Origin of the sequence: Bosea sp. F3-2, from assembly GCF_008253865.1 — a bacterium.
Taxonomy (GTDB): domain Bacteria; phylum Pseudomonadota; class Alphaproteobacteria; order Rhizobiales; family Beijerinckiaceae; genus Allobosea.
Genome location: NZ_CP042331.1, coordinates 2407357 through 2426365, shown reverse-complemented (window position 1 = coordinate 2426365; position 19009 = coordinate 2407357). Strand labels below are relative to the sequence as shown.

The following is a 19009-nucleotide window of genomic DNA, read 5'->3' as shown; positions in this document are numbered from 1 at the left end:
AGATGCTCGGGTCGAGCCCGAGCATGACGTGCATTGGACAGGGGCTTTGACACCTCTCATCGCGCCGCCTCCGCTCTGACGCGCTCCACCGCATCCAGCACACGCTCCGGCGTCGCCGGGGCATCGAGGCGCGGGCAGATCCGGTAATCGCCGACGCTCGCCACGGCATCCGACAGCGCGTGCAGGACCGAAATCGCCAGCATCAGCGGCGGCTCGCCGACGGCCTTGGAGCGGTGGATCGTCGGCTCGCGGTTCGGCGCATTCTCCAGGAGATGGACGTTGAATATGCGCGGCCGGTCGGAGGCGACAGGGATCTTGTAGGTCGAGGGTGCGTGGGTCCACAGCCGCCCCTTCTTGTCCCAGACCAGCTCTTCCGTCGTCAGCCAGCCCACGCCCTGTACGAAGCCACCCTCGATCTGGCCCTTGTCGATCGCCGGGTTCAGCGACTGCCCGCAGTCGTGGAGGATATCGACGCGCTCGACCTTGTATTCGCCGGTCAGCGTGTCGATCGCGACCTCGGCCGCTGCCGCGCCATAGGCGAAATAATAGAACGGGTGGCCGCGCCCGGCCTTGCGGTCCCAATGGATTTTTGGCGTCGCGTAGAAGCCCGTCGCCGAAAGCTGGGTGCGCGCCATATAGGCGGCGGCGACCAGTTCCTTGAAGGTGATCTCGCGGGCGCCGACCTTCACGAGCCCGGGCAGGAAGGCGACGTCCTCGGGCCGTTCCTGCCAGTGCTTCGCGGCGAAGGCAGTGAGCCGCTTCTTGATCGTCTCGCAGGCGTCGAGCGCCGCCATGCCGTTGAGATCGGAGCCGGAAGAGGCGGCGGTGGCCGAGGTGTTCGGCACCTTGCCGGTGGTCGTCGCGGTGATCTTGATCTGGTCGAGCTCGATGCCGAAGGCCTGCGCCACCACCTGCGCCACCTTGACGTAGAGTCCTTGCCCCATCTCGGTGCCGCCATGGTTCAGCGCGACCGTGCCGTCGGTATAGACATGCACCAGCGCCCCGGCCTGGTTGAACCAGGTCGCGGTGAAGGAGATGCCGAACTTCACCGGCGTCAGCGCGATCCCGCGCTTGACGATGGGGTTCCCGGCATTGGCCTCGCGGATTGCCGCCTTGCGCGCCTGATAGTCGCAGCACTGTTCCAGCTCGGCGATGACCTCGGCCGCGATATTGTCCTCGACCGTCTGGTGATAGGGCGTGACGTTGCGATCGGCTGCGCCGTAGAGGTTGCGCCTGCGCACCTCCAGCGGGTCGAGCCCGGTGGCGTAGGCAACCTCCTCGATGAAGCGTTCGGCGCCGACCATACCCTGCGGCCCGCCGAAGCCGCGGAAGGCGGTGTTCGAGCAGGTATGGGTGAAGAGGGGCTCGGAGCGGGCGCGCACCGCCGGGTAGAAATAGCAATTGTCCATGTGGAAGAGGGCGCGGTCGGTCACCGGACCGGAGAGGTCGGCGTTCCAGCCGCAGCGCGCCGCATAGACGGCGTCGACCGCATGGATGCGGCCTTCGTCATCGAAGCCGATCTCGTAGTCGCAGACGAAATCGTGGCGCTTGCCGGTGATCGCCATGTCGTCGTCGCGGTCGGGCCGGAGCTTGACCGGCCGCTTCAGCTTGCGGGCGCAGAGCGCTGCGACGCAGGCGAAGAGATTGGCCTGCGTCTCCTTGCCGCCGAAGCCGCCGCCCATGCGCCGGACCTCGACCGTGACAGCGTGCGAGCCGACGCCGAGCACGGCCGCGACCATGTGCTGGACCTCGCTCGGATGCTGGGTCGAGACCAGCACCGCCATATCCTCGTCCTCGCCGGGGATCGCCAGCGCGACCTGTCCTTCGAGATAGAAATGCTCCTGCCCGCCGATCGCCATCGAGCCCTTCAGCTGGCGCGAGCTCGCGGCCATGGCCGCCGCGACGTCACCGCGCTCCAACTTGAGCGGCGCGGTGACGAGCTTGCCTCCGGCTTCGCGCGCGGCGGCGATGTCGATCAGCGGGGCTTCCTCGGCATAATCCGCCTTCGCCAGCGTCGCGGCGTGCCGCGCCTGCTCGCGGGTTTCAGCCACCACGGCGAAGAGCGGCTGGCCGTGGAACAGGATGCGCTCGGTCGCGAAGACGGGCTCGTCATGCAGATGCGTCGAGGAGATGTCGTTGGCGCCGGGGATATCCGCCGCCGTCAGCACGGTGACGACGCCTGGCGCAGACCTGACCGCTCCGAGATCGAGCGAGCGCAGCCGGCCATGGGCGATCGCGCTTGTGCCGAGATAAGCGTGCAGCAGCCCGGCCGGTTCGGCGATGTCGTCGATATAGAGCGCTTCGCCCGCGACATGCTTGGGCGCGGAGTCATGAATGCGGGCGCTGCCGACGGGGCCGCTCTCCAGTCCGATATCGAGCTTGCGACGTGCGTCAGCCATGAGCGGCCTCCGCCAGCAGGCCGGCGACCCGCGTTTTCGCGTCGGGCTGCGTCGTCTCGATCAGGAAACGCCGCAGCAGGTTGCCGGCGATTGTCAGCCGATAATGCGCCGAGGCGCGCATATCGTCGAGCGGCGTGAAGTCCAGCGGCAGCGCGGCGATTGCGGCGGTGACGGTCTCCTCGTTCCAAAGACGGCCGACCAGAGCAGCTTCGGCTGCCGCCGCGCGCTTCGGGATGCCGGCCATGCCGCCATAGGCGAGGCGAGCCTCGTAGATCAGGCCATCGGAGCTGAGCCGCAGCAGGAAGGAGCCGCAGACGGCGGAAATATCTTCGTCGAAACGCTTGGAGACTTTGGAGGCGTGGAAGAGCACGCCGCGCGCGAGCTTCGGCACCAGCGCGGCCTCGACGAATTCGCCGTGGCGCCGGTCCTGCTTGCGATAGTCGAGGAAGAAGCTTTCGATCGGGATGGCGCGGCGCCTAATTCCGCTTTCGGTGCGTCGTGCCAGCACCAGGGTCGCATCGAGCGCGATCAGGCCCGGCGGCAGGTCGCCGATCGGCGAGCCATTGGCGATGTTGCCGCCGATCGTGCCGGCATTGCGCACCTGCTCGCCGCCAAAGCGGCGCATCAGCTCGTCGAGCTGCCGTGAAAGGGCGGCCAGCGCTTCGCGGACATCGATAAGGCTCGCCATTGCGCCGAAGCGCAGATGATCGCCCTCGTCGGTGATGGCGTGCAGCGCCTCGACCCGCCCGAGATAGATCACCGGATCGAGCCGCTTCATCGCCTTGGTGACCCAGAGGCCGACATCGGTCGCGCCCGCCACCAGCGTCGCCTGCGGATGCGCGGCGACGAGTTCGGCCAATGCCTCGATCGTCGCGGGTGCGTAGAAGCGACCGCTTTCGCCTTGCAGGGCCAGCGTCTCGGTATCGTTCAGCGCGGTGAGTCTGTTCGCCACGGCCTCGCGCTTCTGGAAGAAGCGATCCGCCTCGCGCGGCGCGATCTCGTCCATGCGGCGGCCGGCGGCGATGATCGGCTCGTAGCCGGTGCAGCGACAGAGATTTCCGGCCAGCGCATCCTCGATACGTCGGACATCGGGCTCGGCCTCGTTGAGCCTGAGCGCAAAGAGCGACATCACGAAGCCCGGCGTGCAGAAGCCGCATTGCGAGCCATGGCATTCCACCATCGCCTGCTGGACCGGGTGGAGGCCGCCATCCGCGCCCTTCAGATGCTCGACGGTGAGGAGCTGGCAGCCGTCCAGCGTTGGCAGGAAGCGGATGCAGGCGTTGATCGCCTCGTAGCGCAGGCTGCCACGGTCGAGCCGACCGACCACGACGGTGCAGGCGCCGCAATCGCCCTCGGCGCAGCCCTCCTTCGTGCCGGTCATGCGCTGGTCGAGGCGCAGCCAGTCGAGCACGGTCAGGGTCGGGTCGCAGCGGTCGAGTTCGACCAGCCTGTCGCCGAGCAGGAAGCGCAACGTCTCACGCATGCGGCGAGTCTCCATCGCAACTCAACTGCGCGCGGGTCATCCCGGGCGACCGCAGGGAGACCCGGGATCCATGCCGGAGCGAAGCCGAAAGAGGTTCAGGCATGGATCCCAAATCTCCGCTTCGCTGCGTCCGGGATGACCACGGCCGGGCAATGTATGACTTCATGCCTCCAGATTAGGCATGATCCGCGCTTGGCCGGAAGCTTCGATTTGGTGCAGATGTGATGTGGAATTGTGCCGGAGCTGCCCGCTGTGACTGCATCCACTGCCCTGCGTGCCCTACGCGGCCGCCTGCTCTGGTTCGTCGATGATCCTGAGACCGCAGGTGAGGTCGCGCATCGCTATGTCGCGGACGGTCTGCTGGTTGTCGAGAATGGGCTGGTCCAGGCGGCGGGCGAGGCGAAGGAGCTGCTGCGGACGCTGCCGGCCGATGCCGAGATCGTCGACCACCGTCCGCATCTGATCATGCCGGGCTTCATCGACGCCCATATCCACATGCCGCAGACCCAGGTCATCGCCTCCTATGGCGCGCAGCTGATGGAGTGGCTGAACAAATACACCTTCGTCGAGGAGCAAAAGCTCGCGCAGCAGGGCCATGCCGAGAAGCTTTCGCGCTTTTTCCTTGACGAGCTGCTGGCCAACGGCACCACCACGGCCGCGGTCTATTGCTCTGTCCACCCGCAATCGGCCGAGGCCTTCTTCACGGAATCGGAGCGCCGCAACACCCGCATGATCGCCGGCAAGGTGATGATGGACCGCAATGCGCCGGAGGCCCTGACCGACACGGCGGAGAGCGGCTACCGCGATTCGAAGGCACTGATCGCGCGCTGGCACGGCAAGGGCCGCCAGCTCTATGCCGTCACGCCGCGTTTCGCGATCACCTCGACGCCCGAGCAGATGGTGGCGGCCGGGCGGCTGGCGGCCGAGCATCCCGACTGCCACGTCCAGACCCATATCGACGAGAACCGGGCCGAGATCGCCTTGGCCCGCGAGCTCTATCCGCAGGCGGCTGACTATGCCGACATCTACCGGGGCTATGGGCTGCTTGGGCCCAAGAGCCTGATGGGCCACTGCATCCACATGACCCACAATGAGTGGCAGGCCTTCGCCGAGACCGGCGCGGTCGCCGTGTTCTGCCCGACCTCGAACCTGTTCCTCGGCTCCGGCCTGTTCGACTGGGCCCACGCCCGGCAGCGCGGCGTGAAGGTCGCTGTCGCGACCGATATCGGCGGCGGCACCTCCTACTCGATGCTGCGGACCATGGCCGAAGCCTACAAGGTGCTGCAGTTGCAGGGGCAGTCGCTTTCGGCCTTCGCGGCGCTGCACGCGATCACGCGCGGCAATGCCTTAGCGCTCGGCCTCAATCACCTCATCGGGAGCTTCGAGCCCGGCCGGGAGGCGGATGTCGTCGTGCTCGATACCGGGGCGACGCGGGCAATGGCGCATCGCATGGAGACAGTGCGCGATCTGGCGGAGGAGCTGTTCGTGCTCGTCACGCTCGGCGACGACCGCAATGTCGCCGCGACCTATGTGATGGGGGAGCTGGCTGGCACGCCGTCATTCTCGGGCGGCGCGTAGCGCCATCCGTCATGGTCGGGCTTGTCCCGACCATCCACGTCTTCCTTCCGCAAATGCGGTGTTCAAGACGCGGATGCTCGCCACAAGGGCAAGCATGACGCGGCATGAAGGCAGATCAGCCCAGAACGCCGCCCTTGCGGGCATAGGCGATATAGATCTCGCGCAGGCGCAATGCGGTCGGGCCGGGCGCGCCGTTGTGGATGGTGTGGCCATCGATCGAGGTCACCGGCATGACGAGGCTGGTCGCAGAGGTGATGAAGGCCTCCTCGGCGTCGAGCGCCTCTTCCAGCGTGAATTCGCGCTCCTCGAAGGAGAAACCCGTCTCCGCCAGATAGGCGAGGACGGCCTTGCGGGTGATGCCGGGCAGCACCTTGTTCGAGAGTGGGCGCGAGATCAGCGTCTTGCCCTTGACGATCCAGGCGGTGGAGGAGGCGCCCTCCGTCACCACGCCGTCCTCGACCAGCCAGGCCTCCTGCGCGCCGCTTTCCAGCGCGAACTGCTTGGCGAGCACGGGGGCGAGGAGGTTCACGCTCTTGATATCGCGGCGGGCCCAGCGCAGGTCCGGTGTCGAGATGACCTTGATGCCGGTCTTCGCCGCAGGCGCATTCACGAAGTTGCGGGCCTGGGTGAACATCACCAGGGTGGGCGCGACGTCCTTCGGGAACGGGAAATCGCGATCGGCGGCGCCGCGCGAGACTTGCAGGTAGATGCCGCCTTCGTCGAGGTTGTTGCGCTTGATCAGCTCCTCATGGATCGCGACGAGCTCGGCCTTCGACCAGGAGAGGCTAAGCCGGATCTCGCCGCAGGAGCGTTCGAGGCGGGCGAGATGCGCCTCGCAATCGACGAGCTTGCCGCCGATCACCGCCGAGACTTCGTAAATGCCGTCGCCGAAGATGAAGCCGCGATCGAAAACGGAAATCTTCGCCTCTTCCTCGGGAAGATAGGCGCCATTGACATAGACGATACGGCTCATCGCTGCGGACCCGCTGGGTGGGAAAGGGACGCGCCCTTCCTAGCGAAGCTTTGCAGCGCTTGCGAGCATCAAGGTCGGGCAGCCGCCCGGCGTTGCTTGCAAGGCGAAACCGTGCGCCAACTATTTGGTCGTGGAAACCGGACACGTCATCCCGGGCTTGACCCGGGATCCATCATAGTGCGCCGGAGCTCTTCGATGGATCCCGGATCGGCGCCGCTTCGCGGCTTGTCCGGGATGACGGTGCCTTTCACCGGAAATCGCACAGTCACGCCTGCAGGCTCAGGAAACGTGTCGGGATGGCGCCGCGCAGGTTCGATTCGAAGCCGGTGAGCTTCGGCGAGACGAGATTCTTCGTCGAATAGTGCAGCACTGGAATCCAGGGCTCTTCGGTGATGACGATGCTGTCGGCCTCGCGCAGGATGACGGCGCGCTTGGCTATGTCGAGTTCATCGGCAGCGAGCTTCATCAGCGCGTCGAATTGCGGGTTGCTGTACTTGCCGATGTTGAAGCCGGCGTTGTCGCTCTGGAAGAGGAACAGGAAGTTCTGCGGATCGGAGTAGTCGCCGATCCAGCCATAGCGCGCCACGTCGAAATCCCCGCCTTCGCGCAGATAGGCGAAGTGCGTGCGGAAGTCGGTCTCGACGAAGCGGGTCTCCACCCCGATGGCGTGCCATTGTTCGGCGATCGCCTCGGCGGTGTGGCGGTTGTTGTCGGTGGTGTTGAAGCGGAATTCGATCCGAAGCGGAATGCGATTGCCGAAGCCGGCCGAGGCGAGCAGGCGCTTGGCCTCCTCCTCCCGCTCGAGCACCGAATTGTATCGGAAATCGAGCTCGGCTCGCTCGCCATAGTTGCCGATATGGGGAGGCACCACGCCGTAGGCCGGCAGCATTGTCCCGCCCCAGATCCGGTCGGCGATGAACTCGCGGTCAATTTGCAGCGAGAGCGCGCGGCGCACGCGTGCATCGTCGAAAGGCGGTTTGGCGCTGTTGAGGATCAGGAAATAGGTCGCGAGATAGGGGCCGATCCGGACCTGATCGCCGAGCTTCTGGCGCAGCTGCTTGAACTGGTCGGCCGGGATGTCGGTCGTGAGGTGCAGCTCGCCGGCCTGGAAGCGCCGGGCCGCCGCCACGAGATCGGGGGCTGGATAGAAGACCACCGTGTCGATCTTCACATTGGCGGCGTCGTGGAAATGCGGGTTCCGATCGAGGCGGATATGCGAGTTCGGTGCGAACTCCTTCAGCAGATAGGCGCCGTTGGTGATCCAGTTTTCCGGACGCCTCGGCTCCTGCGCCGCCTTGGCCGTGCTGGCGGGATGGACGGGCAGGGCGCTCTGGTGCGTGAGCAGTTCGAGCAGATAGGGCGTCGGCCGTTCGAGCGTGATCTCCAGCGTCCGATCGCCGGAAGCCACGACGCCGAGATCGTCGAGGGTCGAGCCGGCCGTCGCTTTGTGGATCGGCTCGGCATTGCGGATCGGATAGAGCAGATTGGCGTATCTGGCGCCGGTTTCCGGATTGATGATACGCCGGAAGGAATAGACGAAGTCGGCGGCACGAACCGGGTCGCCATTGGACCATTTCGCATTGGCGCGCAGGGTGAAGCGCCAGAGCTTGCCGTTCGGGCTCATGGTCCAGCTTTCGGCGACGCCGGGGACGACCTCTCCCTTCGTGTTGTGAATGACGAGGCCTTCGCGCAGGTCTCGCAGCAGATGGGCTTCGGCGACTGTCGAGGTCTTGTGCGGATCGAGCGTTTCCGGATCGCCGTCATTGCCCCGGTGGAAGACGATCCGGCCCTGGACCGCATCAGCACGGGTCGCCGCCAGGATGGCGGCGAATGCCAGAGGTGCGGTGCGGCGCGTGACGTCGAGCATGGCAACCTCCCTTGCTCAGGCGTCGTTGCGAGCGATGCCCGACAGAGGAAGTAGAACCTGCCTGAGTGAGTCTGCCAAGCAGGAAAACGGCGGCGGAGCCGCGGTTTTCCTGCCTGGCCTGTCAGGAGCTGGTTACAGGCTCAGCGGCTGGCTGCTGCCGCCGCGCTCTCCTGCGCCTCGACCACTGCGACCGCGGTCATGTTGACCACGCCGCGGGCCGTCACCGAGCCGGTGAGGATATGCGCGGGCTTGGCGGTGCCGATCAGGATCGGCCCGACGGGCAGCGCATCCGCCATCACTTTCGCGAACTGGTAGGAGATGTTGGCGGCGTCGAGATTCGGGAAGATCAGGACGTTCGCCATGTCCTTCAGCGTCGAGGAGGGCAGGACGCGCTCGCGGATCATCGGCATCAGCGCCGTATCCGCCTCCATCTCGCCGTCGCACTCCAGATGCGGCGCGCGCTCGCGGATCAGCTTCAGCGCCTTGCGCATCTTGAGCGAGGAGGGCGTATCGGCCGCGCCGAAGTCCGAATGCGAGAGCAGGGCGATCTTGGGCTCGATGCCGAAGCGCTGGACATGGTTTGCGGCGAGCACGGTCATGTCCGCGATCTCCTCGGCGCTCGGATCGTGCTTCACATGGGTGTCGGAGAGGAAGAAGGCACCCTTGTTGGTGATGATCAGCGTCATCGCCGCGATGTCGCAGACGCCCGGCGCCAGTCCGATGATGTCCTTGATGTGCCGCAGGCGCGACATGAAACGGCCCTCAAGGCCGGAGATCATCGCATCCGCGTCGCCGCGCGCCACGGCGAGCGCAGCGATCACCGTGTTGTTGGTGCGCACCAGCGCGCGCGCCGCCTCGGGCGTGATGCCGCGCCGGCCGGCGATATCGAGATAGGTCTGGACGTAGTCGCGGTAGCGCGGGTCGTCCTCGGGGTTGACCACCTGGAAATCGACGCCGGGCTTCAGCGACAGGCCGAAGCGCTGGATGCGGGTTTCGATCACGCTCGGGCGGCCGATCAGGATCGGCACGGCGAGGCCTTCCTCCAGCGCGACCTGGGCGGCGCGCAAGACGCGCTCATCCTCGCCCTCGGCGTAGATGACGCGCTTGGGATCGGCCTTGGCCTGCTGGAACAGGGGCTTCATCAGGAAACCGGAGCGGAAGACGAAGCGCGAGAGCTGCTCGCGATAGGCCTCGATATCGACCAGCGGCTTGCGGGCGACACCGGTCGCCATGGCCGCCTCCGCCACGGCCGGTGCGATGCGCATGATCAGGCGCGGGTCGAAGGGATTGGGAATCAGCGAGGTCGCGCCGAAGGTCGAGGCTTCGCCGCCATAGGCGCGCGCCGCGATGTCGGAGGTTGCCTCGCGGGCGAGCGCGGCGATGGCGCGCACCGCGGCGAGCTTCATCGCCTCGTTGATCGTCGTCGCCTGCACGTCGAGCGCGCCGCGGAAGATGTAGGGGAAGCAGAGGACGTTGTTGACCTGGTTCGGATAATCCGAGCGGCCGGTGCAGATCATCGCGTCCGGGCGCACGGCGAGCGCGTCCTCCGGCGTGATTTCCGGGTTGGGGTTGGCGAGCGCCAGGATCAGCGGCTTCGGCGCCATCTGCTTGGCCATCTCTGGCTTGAGCACGCCGGCGGCTGAAAGGCCGAGGAAGACGTCGGCGCCGCCGATCACTTCGGCAAGGGTCCGGGCGTCGGTTTCCTGGGCGTAGACCTCCTTCCAGCGGTCCATCAGCGTGTTGCGGCCCTTGTAGACCACGCCGTCGAGGTCGGTGACCCAGATGTTCTTGCGCTGCGCGCCGAGCTCGACGAGCAGGTTGAGGCAGGCCAGCGCCGCGGCGCCCGCGCCCGAGACGACGATCTTGACGTCGGCGATCTTCTTGGCGGCGAGGTCAAGCCCGTTGAGGACGGCCGCGCCGACGATGATCGCCGTGCCGTGCTGGTCGTCGTGGAAGACCGGGATCTTCATCCGGGCCTTGAGCTGCTCCTCGATCTCGAAGCACTCCGGCCCCTTGATATCCTCGAGGTTGATGCCGCCGAAGGTCGGCTCCAGCGCCGCGACGACCTCGACGAATTTCTCGATGTTCTTCTGCTCGACCTCGATGTCGAAGCAGTCGATGCCGGCGAACTTCTTGAAGAGGACCGCCTTGCCTTCCATCACCGGCTTGGAGGCCAGCGGGCCGATATCGCCGAGGCCGAGCACGGCCGTGCCGTTGGTGATGACGGCGACGAGGTTCTGGCGGGAGGTGAGCTCGGCGGCTTCCGACGGGTCGTCGACGATGGCCTCGCAGGCGGCGGCGACGCCGGGCGAGTAGGCCAGCGCCAGGTCGCGCTGGTTGCCGAGCGGCTTGGTCGCCTGGATCTCCAGCTTACCGGGCCGGGGCTGGCGGTGATAGACGAGCGCGCCCGAGCGCAGATCGGAGGAAAGCGTGCTTTTCATGGCGCCGTGGTCCCTGCAGTCCGAAGAATGCTGGTCGCGCGAAAGGCTATGCGGCGTCAAGTCGGAAGGCTGCTGCCGCCAGGGCAATCGGGTGAAGTCTCCCGATGTCGACGGCGCCAAGCGCCTCCCTTCCCCCTTGTGGGGAAGGGAGGGGGATGGGGGTGGCGCCGCTTGGTGAGCGGCCGGCGAATGAGCGCTCACCCGGTCGCTCGACCCCCACCTCTCTCTCCTCCCCACAAAGGGGGAGGAGAAGCGCTCATGCCGCGACCCGGGCAGATTGTTCACCCAATGGCCCTGATGCTTCGGCCACCGCAGCGCGCGTGAAGATTGGGCTGCGGCCGATTGAATCAATCTGTAAACGAGGTGAACCGCCTTGTGAGCCAGAGACGACAACCCGTTGGCGCAATTCGAGAATCGGTTCCTGAAAGCGAAGAACAAGCGTGTTGAGTCAAAATCTCAGCGGTACCCGCCGCCTCGATGCGACGATTGCCTTCTGGCGCGGCGACCGGGTTTCGTCATTGCGAGCGCAGCGAAGCAATCCAGGGGGACTGGGTAGAACGCTTCAGCCCAGTCCCCCTGGATTGCTTCGTCGCTTCGCTCCTCGCAATGACGGTTTCCGCTTGCGACGGAGGCGACCGGAGAAGCGACTTAGAACGCCTTGAAGGTGATGATGGTGTGCGTGTCGGCGATCTCGGGGATCGACTGCACCTTCTGCGCGACGAAATGGCCGATATCGACATCCGCGCTGACGTGGAACTTGGCGAGGATGTCGTAGTTGCCGGCGGTCGAGTAGATCTCGGAAGCGATCTCGCGATCGGCCAGCTCGCTGGCGACCTCATAGGTCTTGCCGAGTTTGCATTTGATCTCGACGAAGAAGGTCTGCATTGCGCGCTCCGAAACTCTGATGCGGTCTGGATAAGGCATCGGCCCGAAAAGTGAAATGCGGTTTTCGGACGAAGCCGATGCCGAAACAGAGGCGATCCTCGATGCGGTGAGATCAAGCGCCCGCGAGCGTCGCGATGCGCCGGGTCATCGCATTGTCCGGGTCCGTCAGCCCGGTGATGACCGTGAAATGGTTGGCGCCGGGGATCTCCTCATAGCGCGTCGTCACGCCTTCCAGCCCCCAGACATCGACGAGCCGGCGGCTCTGCTTGTGGTATTCGGCGCTCTCCTCTCCCCCGACCACGGCGTCCATCGTCAGCCGCGATGGCGCCGACCAGAACAGCGGGCTTTCGAGCTCTGCCGCTTCCATGCTGAGGCCGAGCGCCGTGTTGATGCTCGTCTCGGTCAGTGGCTTCAGATTGTAGAGGCCGGAGATGCCATAGGCCGCCGGCACGAGGTGCTCGGGCAAGTCGGCAGCGACATTCTTCCAGTCGGTGGCCAGCGTGCAGGCGCTGAGGTGCCCGCCGGCGGAGTGGCCGGTCGCGATGACCGGCAGGTTGAAGCGCCGCCAGAGTGCCGCCGCAGCCTGCTGCAACTCCCAGACGATATGGCCGAGATGGACTTGCGGGCAGAGATCGTAGCCGACGACGGCGACGGGCAGCCCGAGCTGGTTCAGCCCGCGGGCCATGTGTGAGAAGAAGCTGCGGTCGAGCGCCTGCCAGTAGCCGCCGTGGATGAACATGACGAGCGCATTGCCGAGGATCGTTTCCGGCTTGAACAGGTCGTAGAGCTGCCGCTCGCCTTCGCCATAGGAGACGCCGAGCTCGCACAGTGCGGTTGCGCGATAAGCGGCGGCGTCCGTCTGCCAGCCGGCGATGATGCCGGGGTGTTCCGGCACGCGGGCGCGGTTGTTGTATTCGGTCTCGTAGTCCGGCGACATCGGTATCCTGCTCGGAGAAGGCACGGCTGATGGGCCTACGGTGGCAGCCGTTTGCGGTTTCCGCCAGCGCTTTTGACAGGGGACGCGGCCGGCGCCAAAAGCGGCAATCCGCAGCAAGCGGAATCTGGAGGTCGCCATGGAAAACCCCGTCCTCGCCGAAGTCACGCGCGGCAACGTCGTCGAGTCGCGTCATCGGGGGTCTGCGATCGTCATCGATGCCGATGGCGGCGTCGTCTTCGCGGCGGGAGACATCGAGCGGCCGGTTTTCCCACGTTCGGCGGTGAAAGCGATCCAGGCCCTGCCTCTGCTGGAAAGCGGTGCGGCCGACCGTTACGGCCTGACGGAGGCAGAGATCGCGCTGGCCGTATCGTCCCATTCCGGCGAACCGCTGCATGCCGAGACCTCGCTCGCGATGCTGAAGAAGGCGGGCCGCGACGCCGGTTGCCTGGAATGCGGCGCGCATTGGCCGATGGGCGAGGCCGCGGCGCGTGCCCTGGCGAAATCAGGCGCCGAGCCGAGCGCGCTCAACAACAACTGCTCCGGCAAGCATGCCGGCTTCGTCTGCCTCTCCTGCAGCCTGGACGAGGATCCTGCCGGCTATGTGAAGCAGGGTCATGCCGTCCAGCGGGCGGTGCGCGGCGCCCTTGAAGAGGTGACCGGCGCCGAGCATTCCAGCGACCGCATGGGCATAGACGGCTGCTCGATTCCCTCCTACGCCGTGCCGCTCAAGGCGCTGGCGCACGGCTTCGCGCGTTTCGGCACTGGCCGCAGCTTCGGCCCCGAGCGAGCCAAGGCCGCCGCACGCATCCTCGCCGCCGCTGCAGCCCACCCCTTCATGGTGGCCGGCACCGATCGTTACGACACGCGGCTGATGGAACTGCTGGGCGCGCGCGCTTTCACCAAGACCGGGGCTGAGGGCGTCTACTGCGCCGCGTTGCCGGAGCTCGGCTACGGCATCGCGCTGAAATGCGATGACGGCGCTGGCCGCGCCGCGGAAGTCGCGCTCGGTGCGTTGATCGCCCGCTTCCTGCCGATGGACGAGGCGACGCAGACCGCCTTCGCGCCGTTGCGCGAGACCGTGCTGAAGAACTGGAACGGCATCGAGGTCGGGCGGATCCGCGCCCCGGCTGCCTGAAGCAGGTCAATGCACCGCGTTGTTCTCGATCCTGATGCCTGACGCCTTCGCGTCAGGCGCCTTGGCCAGATCGCCGGTGACCGGCTTGCCGTATTCCGTGCCGACGATGGCGCCGTCGCGCGCCGCGTCGATGAGGTTGTTGGCGATCAGGGCGTTGCGCTCCTTCGGCACCAGCGAGACCGCGATGCCGATGCCGGTCTTGCGCACGACATTGCCGGTCGCCACGAGATTGCGCATCCCCCAGGACCAGCCGAGCGAGATGCCGATCTCGCTCGCATTCTCGATGACGTTGCCGGTGACCGCCGCTTCGGCCTCGACATGGACACCGATGCCGCCGACCGGTTGCTTGCCATTCGGCGCGATGGCGCGTCGGGCATTGCGGATGATGTTGTTGGCGAAGACCGCGATGCGCCCGCCATGGTCGAGATTGGTGATGTTGGCGCCCTGCGCGCAGTCCTCGACCAGATTATTCGCCATGATCGTGCCCTCGAAGGCGAATTCGGCGTAGAGCGCCGCTTCGCCGCAGCGGCGGCCCTGGTTGCCGAGGATCTGCACGCCGGAGCCGGAATTGTTGCGGATGAAGGTCATGGCGCAGTCGCGCAGCTGATTGCCCTCGATGATCACGCCGCCGGCCCGGTAGAGACTGATGCCGTTGCCGTTCGGCCCGTCGCCGCCGGCGTCGGCGCGAATGCGGCTGACGCGATTGCCGCGCACGATCGAGCGGTCGTCGCCGGGCTGGCTCCGCCAGATCTGGATGCCGTTGTTGCCGCATTCCTCGACATCGTTCTGTTCGATGACGAGGCCGCCTGAGTCGAGCGAGAACAGGGCCGAATCGCACATGCCGCGGAAGCGGCTCATGGTGATGCGTCCGCCGCAGCGGTTGAGCACCAGCCCGACCGAGCCGGCCTTGGCGAAGTCGCAATCAGAAATGGTGATCGCGCCGATATTGTTGCCAGTCACTAGGCCGCCGCGCTGGGGCGAGGGGATGTCGAGCCCGTCGAAGGCAAGGCCGGTCAGATTTGCGCGGGCGATGTTATTGGCGACAAGCAGCGGGCCGCCGCTCGCGGTCACGAGGCGGGTCTCACCCGGCACACCAACGATACTCGTGCCGTCCGGCAGCTGGACGGAGCCGAGACGATAGCGCCCAGGTGGCACCAAGAGCGGTGCGTTGCGCTTCGCGGCTTCGCTCAGCGCCGCCTGGAACCGCTGCGACTGGTCCTCCGACGCGCCTGGCCGCAGCCCGAACAGGCTGGCGTCCAGACCGAGATGACCGAGTGGGCCGCGAGGCGGCGACGCCGATTGCGCATTGGCCGGCAGGTGAAACCCCGCCGGGCCGATCAGGCCAGCTATCAGGAAACCGCGCCGCGAAAGCACCATGGAACCTCCTCTTCGGTCCCGCCGCGATCAAGCGCCGTGCCAGTCCCGCTGTCCCGATTTGGAACCGTCGCCGCGGCGAACACGTGAGATACGGCCTGCGCCGGCTAGAGCCCGCTGACTTTTCCCGGAAACGCGCCGTCATTCCGGGCTTGCCCCGGAATCCATCGTCGAGCGCTGTGCCCTATGATGGATTCCGGATCGGCGCCGCTGTCGCGGCTTGTCCGGAATGACGGGACCGTTTCCATGAAAATCCAGCTAGAGCCCGAGCGCTCGCGCGATCTCCTCGGCGGCGAGCGTCGGGGCGAGCTTGCCAGATGAGACGGCGGCTTCCAGCTCCGGCGTGCGAGCCTTCAGCGTGGGGTCGTGCCTGAGCTTGGCCTGCAGCCGATCCTGCACCAGCGCCCACATCCACTTGACGTCCTGGCGCCGGCGCTTCTCGGCGATCAGGCCCTTGGCCTCGAAGCGGGCGCGGTAATCCTCGATCTTTGCCCAGAGCGCGTCGAGCCCTTCGCCGGTCAGCCCCGAGATCGTCACCACGGGCGTACTCCAGAGCGTCGACGTAGGCGCGAGGATATGGAGCGCGGCCCTGTACTGTGCCGCCGCCGCACGGGCCGCTGTCGCACCGGCGCCGTCGGCCTTGTTGACCGCGATCATGTCGGCGAGCTCGATGATGCCCTTCTTGATGCCCTGCAACTCGTCGCCGGCATTGGGCAGCATCAGCACGAGGAAGAAATCAGTGAGATCGGCGACGGCCGTTTCCGACTGCCCGACACCCACCGTTTCGACCAGGATGACGTCGAAACCAGCGGCCTCGCAGAGCAGCATCGTTTCGCGCGTCTTGGCCGCGACGCCGCCGAGCGTGCCGGAAGACGGCGAGGGGCGGATATAGGCGTTCGGGTCGACGGAGAGGCGCGCCATCCGTGTCTTGTCGCCGAGGATCGAGCCGCCGGTACGGGTCGAGGAGGGATCGACCGCGAGCACGGCGACCTTGTGGCCCTTAGCCGTGAGGTAGCTGCCGAGTGCGTCGATCGTCGTCGATTTGCCGACGCCCGGCACGCCGGTGATGCCGACGCGGATGGCGCGGCCGGTATGGGGCAGCAGCCTCTGGATCAGCGCCCGGGCCTGTTCGCGATGGTCGGCGCGGCGCGATTCCGCCAGCGTGATCGCGCGGGCGAGCGCAGCACGTTCGCCAGCGAGGAGCGCGTCGCCGAGCGAGTCGGCAGGAGAGATACGGTTGGCCATGCCGTCAGTTAGCAAGCCGCTGACGAGGCCGACAAGGTATCCCGCACATCACTTGCTTCATCACTGTGTCATGCATGCACCTTGAAGATTTTGGCTTTGGATGAGACGACTTGGCGATGACTGGAGTGGTGATGCGGTTTCGTGCCGTCGTGTTGGCGTTGTTGCTGCCGTTGGCCCTCACAGCCTGCGCCACGCCGCGCACGCTGGAACTCACACAGGCACCGTCCGCCGATATTGCCGGCACCGTCGAGATCTATGTCGCGACGACGCGCGAGCCCTCGGCGCAGCCGGTCTATTTCAGTGGCGAGCGTGCGACCAAGCTCTCCTTTGCCCGGCTCGACATCACCGTGCCTCGCAGCCACAAGCCCGGCAATCTCGAGCTGCCGAGCTCGGGGCCGGGCGATCCGGCGAAGCATTTCACTGCGACCTATGTCCAGCGGCTCGACCTCGCGCCCGTGATCTCGGACGTACGCAAGGAGCTCCAGCGCCGTCCGGCCAATCAGCGCGACGTGCTCGTCTTCGTCCACGGCTACAACACGAACTTCGCTGATGCGGTCTATCGCTTCGCCCAGATCGTCTATGATTCCGGCTTCAAGGGCGTGCCGGTGCTGTTTTCCTGGCCCTCGCGCGGCGAACTCCTCGCCTATCCCTATGACCGCGAGAGCGCCTACTATTCGCGCGATTTCCTCGAGGCCAATCTGCGTGGCATTGCGCGCGATCTCGGCTCCTCGCGCATGGATATCCTCGCGCACTCCATGGGCACACTGCTGACGCTGGAGACGCTGCGCCAGGCCGCGATCCGCGGCGATGGGACTTTTGGCGGCAAGCTGCGCGACGTCATGCTCGCCGCGCCTGATGTCGATCTCGATGTCTTCAAGACGCAGATGGCCCAGATCCGGCGGCCGATCACCGTTTTCGTCTCGTCCGACGACAAGGCGCTCGACTTCTCGCGCCGCTTCGCGGGCGACAAGACCAGGCTCGGTGCCGTCTCCGCGAAGGATACCGAGATCATTGCCGAACTGCAGAAGCTCGACGTGCGGATCATCGACATCTCGGCGGTCGCGTCTGGCGACAGCCTGAGCCACGACAAGTTCGCCTCATCGCCCAAGGTCGTGCAGCTTATCGGCGAAAGGCTACGGCAGGATCGAGGCATCGGTTTCGCCGGGCCGCAATTCGGCGACCGGCTCGGCGACATCGCCGGCGGCGTCGTCGGCACCGTGGGGTCGACCGTCGGACTGGTCGTGACCGCGCCGGTGACGATCCTGTCCGGCGGTCGATGATGTCACATCGCTGCAACGGCCGGCGATCCGCGCAGCTAGAGGCTGTTATGACCCCTGGGAGTGATTTGATGAGGTCAAAACCGCAGAGATGGGAGGAGCATCGCGCGGCCGATACGCCCGTATCGGCAAGCGGTGCGACGCTGCAGCTCTGCGGTTTTCACCTCACCCGCAGGGCGCGGCGCTTTTGCGCGACTGCTGTGTCGTTCTTCGTAGCAAACCGAAAGGTTTGCGTCCTCGAACTCCTGGCATTCGCGCAAAATCGCCGGCGTCAAATCACTTCCAGGGGTCATAACAGCCTCTAGGCCGCAGGGCTGCCCCATTCTGGCCGCGTTAGCCTGCCCTTAAGGGCCGGTTGGCCATTTGGCCTCTCACGATCGATCTTGGATGCCTGCCACCATGCCTGTCACGAGGCGCGACTTTTCATGCCGTTCGCTCGCGCTGGCAGCGTTGCTGCCGCTCGGGCTCGCCGCCTGCGCCCAGAGCGAAGCGAGCGTTTCGCCTTTCGCCGAGCCGGAGCGCGCGGATGCCTCGGCGCTCGGCAAGGATCCGCGGTTGCTGGTGATGACGACGCGCAGGTCGGTCGGCAATGCCGCGCCCTATTTCGGCACCGATCGCGGGCCGCTCACCTTCGCCGAGGTGCGCCTGTCGCCGCCGGGAAGGGGCATCTCGGGGCGTGTCTCCTCTGCCGTCAGCGGCGACTGGGCCGTGCTCGGCGTCGGTCGCGAGGTCACCAATGACGCCCCGCGCGCCTTCTCTGACGCTGCCAATGGCCGTGACGTGCTGCTCTATGTCCACGGCTTCAACGAGACCTTCGAATCGGCGGCTCGCAGCGCCGGCCAGCTCTCGCATTCGCTCGAGTTTCAGGGGCGCACCGCGCTGTTCACCTGGCCGTCCGGCGGCAAGCTCTTCGACTATGCCTATGATCGCGAGAGCGCGCTCTGGTCACGCGACGGATTCGCCCAGACCCTGCAGGCGCTTGTCGGCAATCCCACTATCGGGCGCATCCACATCGTCGCACACTCGATGGGAACCTTCCTCACCCTTGAGGGGCTGCGCGAATTGCGCGATTCCCAGGACGTCTATGCCCGGATTGGCTCCGTCGTGCTGGCCTCGCCCGATGTCGACATCGACGCCTTCGAGCAGACGGTGAAGAAGCTCGGCCCGCTGGCGCAGCGCATGACCGTGATCATCGATCCGGGTGACCGGGCCCTGGCGGTCTCGGCGCGCATCGCCGGCGGCGTCGCGCGCGCCGGCGCGGCCGACCGCTCGCGCCTCGATGCGCTGGGCGTGCGTGTCGCGGATACTTCAGGCCGCGGCTGGAGCATGCTGCGCCACGATCTGTTCCTGTCGAACAGCGAGGTCACCCAGGTCGTTCGGCGCGCCATGGATCGCGGCGTCTGACGAGGTCAGAC

Annotated in this window: 13 protein-coding genes; 4 read left to right on the top strand and 9 right to left on the bottom strand. The window is 66.3% G+C overall.

Features of this window, described 5'->3' with window-relative positions; genetic code table 11:
* Positions 1-56: 56 nt before the first annotated feature.
* Together xdhB and xdhA are read right to left on the bottom strand one after the other, a co-directional pair.
* On the bottom strand, positions 57-2399 hold the full coding sequence (xdhB, locus tag FQV39_RS11215; protein WP_149130359.1) for a xanthine dehydrogenase molybdopterin binding subunit: 2343 nt from the start codon (positions 2397-2399) through the stop codon (positions 57-59).
* A complete protein-coding gene (gene xdhA, locus FQV39_RS11210; RefSeq protein WP_149130358.1) occupies positions 2392-3882 on the bottom strand; it encodes a xanthine dehydrogenase small subunit in 1491 nt (496 codons plus the stop codon). The genes xdhB and xdhA overlap by 8 nt, the downstream gene beginning before the upstream one ends.
* A 252-nt stretch (positions 3883-4134) precedes the next feature.
* On the opposite strand from xdhA, the gene guaD reads away from it, so the two are divergent.
* A complete protein-coding gene (gene guaD / locus FQV39_RS11205) occupies positions 4135-5460 on the top strand; it encodes a guanine deaminase (protein WP_149130357.1) in 1326 nt (441 codons plus the stop codon).
* Positions 5461-5575: 115 nt separating this feature from the next.
* Here the strand turns inward: guaD and FQV39_RS11200 are convergent, their stop codons facing one another.
* The 5 genes from FQV39_RS11200 to FQV39_RS11180 all read right to left on the bottom strand — a co-directional run bounded on the left by FQV39_RS11200 (position 5576) and on the right by FQV39_RS11180 (position 12563).
* On the bottom strand, positions 5576-6433 hold the full coding sequence (locus tag FQV39_RS11200; protein ID WP_149130356.1) for a D-amino-acid transaminase: 858 nt from the start codon (positions 6431-6433) through the stop codon (positions 5576-5578).
* A 265-nt stretch (positions 6434-6698) separates the two neighbouring features.
* Complete coding sequence (locus FQV39_RS11195; RefSeq protein ID WP_149130355.1) at positions 6699-8300, bottom strand: peptide ABC transporter substrate-binding protein; 1602 nt, start codon at positions 8298-8300, stop codon at positions 6699-6701.
* Between the two features lie 140 nt (positions 8301-8440).
* Positions 8441-10741, bottom strand: coding sequence for an NADP-dependent malic enzyme (locus FQV39_RS11190; RefSeq protein WP_149130354.1), 2301 nt, complete (start codon positions 10739-10741; stop codon positions 8441-8443).
* Between the two features lie 648 nt (positions 10742-11389).
* Positions 11390-11626, bottom strand: a complete 237-nt coding sequence (locus FQV39_RS11185) for an Lrp/AsnC ligand binding domain-containing protein (protein WP_149130353.1) — start codon at positions 11624-11626, stop codon at positions 11390-11392.
* Positions 11627-11738: 112 nt separating this feature from the next.
* Positions 11739-12563, bottom strand: coding sequence for an alpha/beta hydrolase (locus tag FQV39_RS11180; RefSeq protein ID WP_149130352.1), 825 nt, complete (start codon positions 12561-12563; stop codon positions 11739-11741).
* Positions 12564-12699: 136 nt separating this feature from the next.
* Here FQV39_RS11180 and FQV39_RS11175 point away from each other — a divergent pair, with 136 nt between their 5' ends.
* A complete protein-coding gene (locus FQV39_RS11175) occupies positions 12700-13698 on the top strand; it encodes an asparaginase (RefSeq protein WP_149130351.1) in 999 nt (332 codons plus the stop codon).
* 6 nt (positions 13699-13704) lie between these two features.
* Here the strand turns inward: FQV39_RS11175 and FQV39_RS11170 are convergent, their stop codons facing one another.
* Entirely contained in the window at positions 13705-15075 is a 1371-nt protein-coding gene (locus FQV39_RS11170) for a TIGR03808 family TAT-translocated repetitive protein (RefSeq protein WP_149130350.1), read from the bottom strand.
* Between the two features lie 255 nt (positions 15076-15330).
* A complete protein-coding gene (meaB, locus tag FQV39_RS11165; protein ID WP_149130349.1) occupies positions 15331-16317 on the bottom strand; it encodes a methylmalonyl Co-A mutase-associated GTPase MeaB in 987 nt (328 codons plus the stop codon).
* A 131-nt stretch (positions 16318-16448) separates the two neighbouring features.
* Between meaB and FQV39_RS11160 the strand changes: the two genes are divergently transcribed.
* A complete protein-coding gene (locus tag FQV39_RS11160; protein ID WP_187640247.1) occupies positions 16449-17597 on the top strand; it encodes an alpha/beta hydrolase in 1149 nt (382 codons plus the stop codon).
* A gap of 396 nt (positions 17598-17993) precedes the next feature.
* Positions 17994-18998, top strand: a complete 1005-nt coding sequence (locus tag FQV39_RS11155) for an alpha/beta hydrolase (protein WP_187640246.1) — start codon at positions 17994-17996, stop codon at positions 18996-18998.
* Positions 18999-19009 lie beyond the last annotated feature (11 nt).